This window comes from Microcoleus sp. N3A4 (assembly GCF_036701805.1).
Lineage (GTDB): Bacteria > Cyanobacteriota > Cyanobacteriia > Cyanobacteriales > Microcoleaceae > Microcoleus.
Map to the genome: position 1 here is coordinate 62,635 of NZ_JAUBRJ010000037.1, position 10,681 is coordinate 73,315.

General features: G+C 44.8%; 13 protein-coding genes. 12 read left to right on the plus strand and 1 reads right to left on the minus strand.

All coding sequences use genetic code 11. The annotated features are described in order from the left end of the window. The first annotated feature begins 133 nt into the window (after positions 1-133). From QUA56_RS21050 to QUA56_RS21075, 6 genes are all read left to right on the plus strand, one after another. On the plus strand, positions 134-1,516 hold the full coding sequence (locus QUA56_RS21050; protein WP_333361116.1) for a branched-chain amino acid ABC transporter substrate-binding protein: 1,383 nt from the start codon (positions 134-136) through the stop codon (positions 1,514-1,516). 350 nt (positions 1,517-1,866) lie between these two features. Then, positions 1,867-2,943, plus strand: coding sequence for a branched-chain amino acid ABC transporter permease (locus QUA56_RS21055; RefSeq protein WP_333361118.1), 1,077 nt, complete (start codon positions 1,867-1,869; stop codon positions 2,941-2,943). Between the two features lie 18 nt (positions 2,944-2,961). Next, positions 2,962-3,375: an element excision factor XisH family protein gene (locus QUA56_RS21060; RefSeq protein ID WP_333361120.1), complete on the plus strand. Its 414-nt coding sequence runs from the start codon at positions 2,962-2,964 to the stop codon at positions 3,373-3,375. After that, positions 3,363-3,698 carry a XisI protein gene (locus QUA56_RS21065; RefSeq protein ID WP_333361122.1) on the plus strand — a complete coding sequence of 112 codons (336 nt, stop codon included), beginning with the start codon at positions 3,363-3,365 and terminating at the stop codon, positions 3,696-3,698. Before QUA56_RS21060 ends, QUA56_RS21065 begins: the two co-directional genes overlap by 13 nt. Positions 3,699-3,781: 83 nt before the next feature. Then, positions 3,782-4,183: a type II toxin-antitoxin system RelE/ParE family toxin gene (locus tag QUA56_RS21070; protein ID WP_333361124.1), complete on the plus strand. Its 402-nt coding sequence runs from the start codon at positions 3,782-3,784 to the stop codon at positions 4,181-4,183. Further along, positions 4,167-4,496 (plus strand): helix-turn-helix transcriptional regulator, encoded by a 330-nt coding sequence (locus QUA56_RS21075; protein WP_333361126.1) that lies wholly within the window; start codon positions 4,167-4,169, stop codon positions 4,494-4,496. The genes QUA56_RS21070 and QUA56_RS21075 overlap by 17 nt, the downstream gene beginning before the upstream one ends. A gap of 36 nt (positions 4,497-4,532) precedes the next feature. Here the strand turns inward: QUA56_RS21075 and QUA56_RS21080 are convergent, their stop codons facing one another. Further along, positions 4,533-5,105, minus strand: coding sequence for a Uma2 family endonuclease (locus QUA56_RS21080; RefSeq protein WP_333361129.1), 573 nt, complete (start codon positions 5,103-5,105; stop codon positions 4,533-4,535). A 185-nt stretch (positions 5,106-5,290) separates the two neighbouring features. Here QUA56_RS21080 and QUA56_RS21085 point away from each other — a divergent pair, with 185 nt between their 5' ends. The 6 genes from QUA56_RS21085 (at position 5,291) to QUA56_RS21110 (ending at position 10,583) form a co-directional block, all read left to right on the plus strand. Beyond that, a complete protein-coding gene (locus QUA56_RS21085) occupies positions 5,291-6,856 on the plus strand; it encodes an ABC transporter permease subunit (protein ID WP_333361131.1) in 1,566 nt (521 codons plus the stop codon). Between the two features lie 156 nt (positions 6,857-7,012). Next, positions 7,013-7,852 carry an SAM-dependent methyltransferase gene (locus QUA56_RS21090; RefSeq protein ID WP_333361133.1) on the plus strand — a complete coding sequence of 280 codons (840 nt, stop codon included), beginning with the start codon at positions 7,013-7,015 and terminating at the stop codon, positions 7,850-7,852. Then, a complete protein-coding gene (locus QUA56_RS21095; RefSeq protein WP_333361136.1) occupies positions 7,849-7,980 on the plus strand; it encodes a hypothetical protein in 132 nt (43 codons plus the stop codon). Before QUA56_RS21090 ends, QUA56_RS21095 begins: the two co-directional genes overlap by 4 nt. Positions 7,981-8,131: 151 nt before the next feature. After that, complete coding sequence (locus tag QUA56_RS21100) at positions 8,132-8,911, plus strand: ABC transporter ATP-binding protein (protein ID WP_333361138.1); 780 nt, start codon at positions 8,132-8,134, stop codon at positions 8,909-8,911. A gap of 212 nt (positions 8,912-9,123) precedes the next feature. Next, positions 9,124-9,831, plus strand: coding sequence for an ABC transporter ATP-binding protein (locus QUA56_RS21105; RefSeq protein ID WP_333361140.1), 708 nt, complete (start codon positions 9,124-9,126; stop codon positions 9,829-9,831). A gap of 134 nt (positions 9,832-9,965) precedes the next feature. Continuing rightward, positions 9,966-10,583 carry a hypothetical protein gene (locus tag QUA56_RS21110; RefSeq protein ID WP_333361142.1) on the plus strand — a complete coding sequence of 206 codons (618 nt, stop codon included), beginning with the start codon at positions 9,966-9,968 and terminating at the stop codon, positions 10,581-10,583. The last annotated feature ends 98 nt before the right edge of the window (positions 10,584-10,681 follow it).

Sequence of the window (10,681 nt, forward strand, 5' to 3'; positions counted from 1 at the left end):
GATATCGCCGACATTAATATCACATATGGCCCAAGTCCCGACCTTCTTGTGGCAGCAGTGTATATTTGAGAGTTGACACAAATTTTTTAAACTTGTGCTAACTCTTGACTACATACTCACTAAAGTGAAAAATATGCAAAAACGCCAGCAACAAACCAACCAAGCTATGAACTTTTCACAGCAATCAGGGGGCAAAAGTCCCACACCCACAAAAACCAACCCAACACAAAATCTCAACACCGGGGGGATGCGGACATTACTCCTCGCCGCCGGGATAGCATCTCTGTGCGCTAGCTGTCAAAATCCTCAAGCACCCACCGCCACAACTCCCGGAGCCAGTCCCGGAGCCACTCCCGTCGCAGTTAGCAGCCCCGGAGATCCAAATACAGTCAAAATTGTCTCCATGCTCCCCATGACAGGCAGCGCCTTGGGTCAATCTCAAACAATGGTCAACGGCATCAAACAAGCACTTGCCGAAACCGACTCCAAAGCTTGCGACGGCAAAATCAAAATCGAATACGAAGTGCTCGACGATGCCACTGCCGCCGCCGGCAAATGGGACCCGGCCCAAGTAACGTCAAACTCGAACAAAGCCGTAGCTGACGGTTCGGTAGTTGCCGCCATCGGTCACTATAACTCCGGTGCAGCCAAACTTTCCATTCCCGTGCTCAACCAAGCTAACATCGTCATGATCAGTCCGGCCAACACTTATCCGGGACTGACTAAACCAGGAAAAGGCGAAGCCAAAGAACCCAACGTTTATTATCCCGCAGGCACTCGCAATTTCACCCGCGTTGTCCCCGCTGACGACCTTCAAGGGGCTGTAGCTGGCAACTGGGCAAAATCTTTAGGCGTGCAAAAAGTCTACATTCTCGACGACCAAGAACTCTACGGCAAAGGCATCGCTGATGTTTTTGAAGCAACTTCTAAAAAGTTGGGAATTCAAGTCCTCGGAAGAGAAGGAATTGATATTAAAGCTAGCGACTACAAGGCGTTAATGAATAAGATCAAAGCTTTAAATCCAGACCTCATTTACTTCGGCGGCACTACTCAGAGCAACGCCGGACAAATAATTAAAGACATGAGAAATGTCGGGATGACGGCTGATGCAGTTAAGTTCATGGGCCCGGACGGCATTAAAGAGCAAGCTTTAATCGATGCCGGAGGCAAAGATGCCGAAGGAGTTTATGCTACTTTTGGCGGCTTGCCTCCTCAAGAATTGACTGGTGTGGGTGCGAAGTGGTACGCAAGTTACAAGGCAAAATATAATGCTGAACCGGAAGCTTATGCAGCATACGCCTATGAAGCTGCTAAAGTTGCGATCGGCGCAATTAATAAAGTTTGCAAAAATGACCGCGCCGCGATCCGCGATGCTGTCTTGGCAACTAAAGATTTTAACGGGGTACTCGGCACTTGGAGTTTTGATGCTAATGGCGACACGAGCTTGACTACAATGTCAGGAAATGTTGTTAAAGGCGGTAAGTGGGAGTTCGTGAATGCGCTCAAGACGGAATAATTAGTCAGTTGTCAGTTGTCAGTTGACTGTTGACTGTTGACTGTTGACTGTTGTCAGTTGACTGTTGACTGTTGTCAGTTGACTGTTGACTGTTGTCAGTTGACTGTTGACTGTTGTCAGTTGACTGTTGTCAGTTGTCAGTTGTCAGTTGTCAGTTGACTGTTGTCATTAGTGATTTTAACTGGTTCCTAAGCAGAGCCTAGGAACCAATGTCACTCTTGGTCTGCTGGGCTTTCCGAGCCGAAAAATTGGAGGTAGAGCCTCCGAATCCGCGTTTCTAATATCTGCCTAGAAACGAGTAGAATGAATGTTCCTAATGCCCAATTCCCAATTCCCAATTACTCACAAACATGAAGAACTGGAAAAGAATTCTCTTATATCTAGGTGTAGTTTATATAGTTTTGCTATTAGGCCCGATCGCAGGATTTGATTTGCCGAAAATTTTAGGAGAAATAGCCAGCAGTCCTGAAGTTTTGATTCAACAATTGTTAGTGGGTTTGGTCAACGGGGCGCTGATTGCAATTATTGCTTTGGGTTACACGATGGTTTACGGCATTATTGAGTTAATCAATTTTGCTCACGGCGATTTGTATATGTTGGGTGCTTTTGCTTCCCTAACAGTGTTCGGCGCTTTTGGCATTCAAGACGGCGCGCCTTTAGGTATTGCTATACCGGTGATGTTAGTCGCTTTAATTGTATGTTCGGTGTTTTGTGCTGGACTGAATATTGTTGTCGAAAAGTATGCTTATCGACCTTTGCGAAATGCTCCTCGTTTGGCTCCGTTAATTTCGGCAATTGGAGTTTCCTTTATTTTCCAAAATATGGGGTTATTTTGGGGAGGATTGAAGGCTTTTATTCCGGTGATGGGTTCTAATTCTGCCGCTCCGAAAAGCTTTCCCGATTTGTTGCCGCGAGTTGATATTCTAAAGTTTTTGGGAATTCAAACGAGTATTGTATTTACTACGAAAGATTTAATTGTGTTGGTGGTGGCTGTGGTATTGATGGTTTTGCTTCATGTGTTTGTCCAGTACACTCGTCTGGGAAAGGCGATGCGGGCAACGGCTCAAAGCCGCGATGCTGCTAAAATTATGGGGATTAATGTAGATCAGATTATTGCTCTGACTTTTTTGATTGGTGGAGCTTTGGCGGGTTCGGCGGGAATTTTGGTGGGTTTGTACAACAATACGATCGTGTTTACGATGGGGTTTACGGCGGGTTTGAGAGCTTTTACGGCGGCGGTTTTGGGAGGAATTGGCAATATAGTCGGGGCGATGTTGGGAGGCGTTTTGATTGGGTTGCTGTCGTCTTTGAGCGATCAGTATTTGTCGAGTCGCTGGACTAATGCTTGGGTGTTTGGGGTTTTGGTGGTGATTTTGGCTTTTAGGCCAGGGGGTTTGTTGGGAGAAAATGTTCAGGAGAAGGTTTGAAGGTGCTGGGTTGAAAAAATGGCAAAAGACATTTATCATTATAATGTAAGGACTGCTTTAGAAAAGGACGGGTGGACAATTACAGACGATCCTTTGACTCTGCAATTTGGTTCGCGCGGTGTGTTTGTGGATTTGGGAGCTAAAAAGCTGCTAGCAGCCGAACGCGAGGGACAAAAGATTGCAGTTGAAATTAAAAGTTTTGTCGGCAAATCTCTAGTAAAAGATTGGGAAAATGCGATCGGTCAATACACTTTGTACTTAAAAATCCTATCGAAAAAAGAGCCAGATCGCACTCTATATCTAGCAATTACTGAAGAGATTTATACAAGCTTCTTTAATGAAGATATCGTACAAGTTGTACTTGCAGACGGAGTAATAAAAATTCTCGTTGTCGATACTATTCAGGAGGTTATTACCAGATGGATAAACTAGACAAATACCGCGAGTTAATCTATAAAATTCTGTCGTACTATGCCAGCCTACCTTACAGATATGCCGATCTTAATAGCAAAGTCATTGTCAGCCAAGACCGCAATGATTTTTTATTGATGAATGAAGGTTGGGAGGGTCAAAGGCGAGTTCACTATTGCCTCATTCACGTCGAGATTCGCGAAGGAAAACTCTGGATTCATTATGACGGTATTGAAGACGGCATTACTGATGAATTACTGGAGGGTGGCGTCCCGGAAAATTGCATTGTCTTGGCTTTTCATTCGCCGGAAGTCCGCAAACATACCGGATTTGCGATCGCCTGAAATATCCACCTGCAAAATCACGAAATACACTAATTATAGCAATTTTGTGATAAAGTAAATGTGGATGACGAGGATCGAAAACTTTGCCCGAAACAAAAGTTATTTTTTATCAAGATCGAGATGGCGCGGCTCCAGTTTTGGAATGGCTTAAGATCCTCATGAAGCACGATCGCAAAGGATATGCCAACTGTGTTGCGCGAATTCAACAACTAGCAAGTACAGGTTACGAGTTACGAAGACCTGTGGCAGATTATCTGCGTGACGGAATTTATGAATTACGGGCAAAGCATCTTCGAGTGCAGTATCGCATTTTGTACTTCTTTTCTGGGCAGAATGTAGCAATTTTGACTCATGCCATCACAAAAGATGAGGATCGAGTCCCTGATACAGAGATTGAGCGGGCAATTCAGCAAAAGGCTCAATTTGAAGCCAATCCAGCAGTTCATACCTATGTGGAGGAAACAGAAGATGGCGAAGACGAATGATGCACTAAAGATCCTTCAACAAATGACCTCTGAAGATCCTGAAATGGAGGAAATGATTAAGGAATCCTCTTTCAATGCAGAACTTGCACAACTGATTTATCGTGTTCGGATGCAAGCAGGATTGACCCAACAGCAACTTGCCGATCGCATTGGGACGAAACAGTCGGTGATTGCGGAGCTTGAAGATGCTGAGTATGAGGAACACTCGCTTTTAATGCTGCAAAAAATTGCGCGCGCGCTCAATCAGCGATTGGAGGTTCAACTCATCCCGATCGCCATTGAGGAAAATCGGACTGAGCAGCGTAGTGCGTAAATTGAGAAACGAGTATGCACGATCGCATTTTACATTTTAAATATTCCCTGGTTTCAGCCAGCCAAAAACTTCGCCTAAAGTCAACTGCATTTCCGGCATAAATTCGGGAACCGGTAGTATATCTGTCGGTTCTTGCAAGGAAATTGGCTGCTGCCTTGCGGGATAGGCTAAAATGTTTTTTTCATCGGGATCGAGCAACCAACCCATCTGACAACCAGCATTCAAACAGTGCAAAATATTGTTTGTGACTTTGGTTTGACTTTGGGCTGGAGACAAAATTTCTATTGTCCAGTCTGGGTGAGCATTAAATGTATTGGCAATTTCGCCGTCAGCATCTAGGGGAATGCGATTCCAAACAAAAATCGCGACATCGGGAACAATAGAACGTCCGCCAAAGGTGCAGCGAAGTTCTGGAAATGCCCAAGCAATCCGCTGAGGTTTGCCCGCTGCATTAACTGTCGTGATGAGTTCTCCCTGAATTGTGCTGTGTTTTCCTTGGGGCATAGGTTTTTGTAAAATGACACCGTTGATGTATTCGCTAGCGGGTTTGGTTTCTGGGAGTTGCAAAAACTCGTCCAGGGTGATAGTTTTTTGAGGTGCTTGTACCATATCGCGATCGCCCGTTTGAAGTGTGTTGCGGTAACAGTTCCAGTATATAGCAGTTGACAGTTGACAGTTGACAGTTGACAGTGAACAGTGAACAGTGAACAGTGAACAGTGAACAGTGAACAGTGAACAGTGAACAGTGAACAGTGAACAGTGACTAATAACTAATAACTAATGACTAATAACTAATGACTAATAAAATAATCCAAGCAATTAAATCGAGCGGTATTTTAGGAGCGATCGGCTCTTTGACTGTCCTCCTATTCGGCGGTTGGAGCGGCACTGTAATCGGGTGGCTGATGGGTACGGCGGCGGGCTTTATGAGCTGTCAAGATCAGAAGGTTTACAGCCCGAAAATGGGTGCGACTATCGGTAGTTTAGCGGGATTGGGATTGGGAGTTTGGCTGTTAGTTGCGAGTGTGGTAGAAGGGGTTTTGATTAGACCTTTTTCTGGTCAACCTGCTGTGGCTTTGCCGACTACGCTGCTGTACGGGATTTGCAGTTTGACGATCGCAATTTTGACAGCTACGTTAATGGGTGCTTTGCAGGGTTTGCAGGGGGAACGCCAGCGGCTGGCAACTCTGGTGACATTAGCTTTTATTCTAATTCTGTTTCCGTTTATCGACATTCAAGCTCAAACAGGCTGGATTGCTACTGTAGTACAGATTCAAATCTTTATTATGCTGGCGCTGGGTTTGAATATTACTGTGGGTTTTGCGGGTTTGTTGGATTTGGGATATGCGGCGTTTTTTGCGATCGGCGCTTACACGACGGCTTTGCTATCTTCTGGGCAGTTAAATATTGCTTGGAATTTTTGGGTGGTATTGCCGATCGCCGCCGGTGTAGCTGCGATCGCGGGCGTAATCCTCGGTATTCCGACACTGCGGCTCAAGGGCGATTATTTGGCGATTGTTACCCTCGGTTTTGGCGAAATTATCCCGGTTGTCTTTAGGAATTTAACCGCGATTCGGATCGACGAACCAGTGTCGAAGATTGTTGCTTCCCTATTGGGGAAACCCGAGTTGGTGCTTTGTCTGGTTGGGTGCGATCGACCTTTTAACCTCACCGGCGGCGAAGCGGGAATAAACCCGATCGGGCGTCCATCTCTCCCCATTGTCGGCACTTTCAGCACCGGCAACTACTTTCCCTGGTACTACCTAATTTTGCTGCTAGTTGTCTTCGCTTACTTCATGATTTCGCGGCTGCGAGATTCCCGCTTGGGCAGGGCGTGGAATGCCATGCGCGAAGATGAATTAGCGGCTAGTGCGATGGGGATTAACCTGGTGAAAACCAAACTTTCGGCTTTTGCGATGGGAGCGACGTTTTCGGGGTTTGCAGGCGCATTTTACGCCGCCTATATTAGCGCGATTTTTCCCAGCGTTTTCGATTTCTCGGTGTCGGTAATCATCCTGTGTATGGTGATTTTAGGCGGTTTGGGCAACATGACGGGGGTGATTTTGGGCGCTATCATTATCATGTCTGCCGATCGGCTTTATCTGCCACAATTAGCCCAAGTCCTCAAGGGTTTTCTAAATACTTTTGTACTCCCCAGGATTGCAATTCCCCAGTTGCGAGACTTTCTGGCCACCAGTTTAGACCCGATTCAAATGCGCTTATTTCTATTCGGCCTAACTCTTGTTGTCATGATGATCGTGCGGCCGGAGGGGCTGATTCCCGATAAGATTCACCAAGCTGAACTGCATTCGGATGCTGAAGCTAGCAATGAGTCTTTAGCAGATGCGAGAAGTCAATAGTAATATTATGTCTGGTTAAATAGATCGGGACTAAAGCCCCGATCGCATCAGGTAGGGTGCGTCAGTCAGAAAACTTTAATTTTTCGCACTAATCTCAAGACTGACGCACCATACAGCGTCGTTAAACGGATTTAAAATAAGGTTAAAAAATTAGCGATGACTAATAATGTAACTGGGACTGCTTTTATTGTAGCCGAATTGAGAGCGGAAGAGAATGCAGAACCAAATCCTCTTTACACTGATAATGTAGTAAAAATCTGGTTGAATGAGGAAACAAAAAAAACTGCCAGCGAAATAACTCAAAACTCTCCCGCCGCTAAAGAAATGGTTAAGTTGCGGACTAAATATTTTGATGATGTTTTGTCTAATCAAATTTTAGGAGGTTGCAAGCAAATAGTTATTTTAGGTTCGGGTTTGGATACTCGCGCTGCTAGAATAAATGGAGAAGGAGTGCTTTATTTTGAAATAGACGACCCCGCGACACTGCAATTAAAAGCAAAAACTCTCAAAGCCAACAAAATTAGTGCAAATGTTCGCTACATTCCCGGCGATTACATAAAAGACGGTTTAATCTCCTTGCTGAAACAGAGCGAAGTTGATTTCGAGCGAGCGACATATTTTTTGTGGGAAGGCAACACTACCTTGCTGGCAAAAAAAGATGTAATATTTGTGTTAGAACAAATTCGCGACAATTTCCAGAATTTCCGATTGTCTTTTGATTATATGTCGGAGCAGGTGATTTTGAGAACGACGGGCTACCAAGATATTAATGATTACATAGATAAATACGAAAGTATGTATGCACCGTGGATTACTGGGTTTGAAAATATTGAAACTTTGGCTGAGGATGTCAATCTCAAAATTATTGACAGATTCTCAACTGCTGAGTTGCACCAACAATATCGCCCTCAACTTTCTCTAGAATCTAATCTTTTTAAGTTCTATTTTGTTTGTACGTTAGAGAATGCAGTAGGGTGCGTCAGTCCAAAACGTTGACTCAACTCAAACAATTTGCTGCTGACGCACCTTACCACAGCCAAGTAACAAAAACTGCTCCTAATAACAAATTCGAGGCTCAAATGCCCGTATATTCAGAAAAGTGCGTGACGCGAGAGGCTGGCTAGACTCCGCCTAAATCTATTTGCAGTCATGCACCCTACCGGAGAAGATCGAACCCCGCTATATTCAGGAAGGTGCGTGACGCCACAGCCCTGTTAGACTGGGCCCAAATCTATTCGCAGTCACGCACCCTACAGCAGAGGAAATAAAACCAAAATGTCATTATTAGAAGCACAGCAACTTACAATGCGATTCGGCGGTTTGACTGCGGTCAACCAGGTTAGTTTAACATTGGAAAAAGGCTCGATCGCCAGTTTAATCGGGCCCAACGGTGCCGGCAAAACCACATTCTTTAATATGCTGACGGGTATCTACAAACCGAGTGCCGGTCAGTTGCTCTTGGAACATAAGAATATCACGGGTTTGCCTCCCGATCGCCTGACAAGTTTCGGCATTGCTAGAACTTTTCAAAATATCCGCTTGTTTAACAACATGACTGTGCTGGATAATGTTTTAGTGGGCAGGCACTGCCGGTTAAAAACAGGTTTGTTGGGCGCAATCCTCCGCACTCCGGCTGTGATTTTGGAGGAACGGGAAGCTAAGAAAAAAGCCTTGAGTATGCTGGATTTTGTCGGTTTAGGTGCTGCTAAAGCGCCGGAGTTGGCAAAAAACCTTTCCTACGGCGACCAGCGGAGATTGGAAATTGCCAGGGCCTTGGCTTCCGATCCGAAAGTGTTGCTTTTGGACGAACCGACTGCGGGGATGAACCCGAACGAAACTGCTGATTTAACTCGCTTTATTTACCGGATTCGCGATGAGTTAGATTTGAGTATTTTGCTAATCGAACACGATATGAAAGTGGTGATGGGAATTAGCGATCGCGTGAGTGTGATGGAGTACGGTACTAAAATTGCTGAGGGAACTCCGGATCGAGTTCGCGCCGATCCTCGCGTAATTGAGGCATATTTGGGAAAAGAAGAAGATGGCAATGGGTAATGGGTAAGGTTCGCCGCAGCGCACCTTATATCATTTCCGTTTGATTCGGACTTGTATGATGTTAAATTTTGTAGGGGCGGGTAAAACTGCCAATAATTGGCCATAAGAGACAATCTCATAAACCCGCCCCCGCCCATACTACTCGATCGATGTTTGGGATCGTTCCTCAACTTTTGATGTAACTTTCAGACAATATATTCTAAAAAGTAATCATGCTAGAAATTAAAGACATTCACACCTACTACGGAAATATCCACGCTCTCAAAGGAGTATCGCTAACAGTCTCGCAGGGAGAAGTTGTGACATTAATTGGCAGCAACGGGGCGGGGAAAACTACAACTCTCCGCACGATTCAAGGACTGCTGCGCCCGCGCCAAGGCACTGTATTATTTGAGGGAAAGCCTTTAGAAGCACTATCTACAGAGGCGATCGTTCGTTTGGGGATTTCTCAAAGTCCAGAAGGGCGGCTAATTTTTCCGCGAATGACGGTGCAAGAAAACCTAGAAATGGGTGCTTATCTCCGCAGCGATTCTCTCGGTATCAAGTCCGATATGGAAAAAGCATTAAATTTATTTCCTCGTTTGCGAGAAAGAATTAGTCAAAAAGGGGGAACTCTCAGCGGCGGCGAACAGCAAATGTTGGCGATCGCCCGGGCTTTGATGTCGCGCCCCCGCTTGTTATTATTGGACGAGCCGAGTATGGGATTGGCACCGATGTTAGTCAGTCAAATTTTTGCGATCGTCCGCGATATTAATGCTGAAGGAACAACTATTTTACTGGTGGAACAAAACGCCCGTATGGCTTTAAGTGTAGCTCACCGCGGCTATGTCATCCAAACTGGTCAGGTTGTAGTCGCCGGTACTGCTAGCGATTTGCAGTCAAATGAAACTGTTCGCAAAGCGTATTTAGGTGAAAGTTAAATATGGGAATTGGGAATTGGGAATTGGGCATTGGTAATCGGCTATTAGGTCGTTTCCGCTTAGGCAATGATAATTATGTGTTATTTTGACAATACAATAGCAGCATTTTGAAGTTGATTTGGGAGTAATAAACTATGTCTGTGATGACCGAGGCTCTTGAGCGAATCAGTATTTACTGTGAGCTAAGCGAGCCAGATAGACCCAGAGAAGAAATTGAAAAAAAACTCAGTTTTTTTCCATTTCAGCTATCTGATGAAGCCTATGAATTTTATCAGTGGGCCGGCGCACCTGTAGGTATGATGTGGCCAGATGATGACGATGGTTCATACAGTAATTCGACATATTCCTGTGCGCTGGAGAGATTTTTTGAATCCGTAAGTGACTTAATTCATTTCGTGTCTATTGAGGAGGCAAAAGGATATTATTCTCCATCTTTTCACGATCCAAAGTATCTTCAATTTGTTTCCTATGAAAATGGTTCTCTATTCATTGCTGGTTCGGAAACAAAGGTTGAAAACTCACCTGTGCTACAACTAGAAGAATGTGACCCTTCTTTATGGTTTCCTAGTTTAACCAACATGATGTTAGCGATCGCTGAATCTTTAGAAACAGTTGGAACTATATGGCCAGCACCAAGCATTGAAGATTATGGAACCAATAAATACCATGAAAAAATTCAAAAACAGTGGCAAGTAATGGAAGCAATAGCTCAAAAGTACGGCTCCCCTACAGCGAGCATTCTTACCAACTAATTCTCTTGATTCAACAGTGTTAACCCACATTCCGCAGTTCTGGCTTTAATGACTAAGGATTATCATACATTCAGTGTAGGAAAAATATCTGTGCCTAC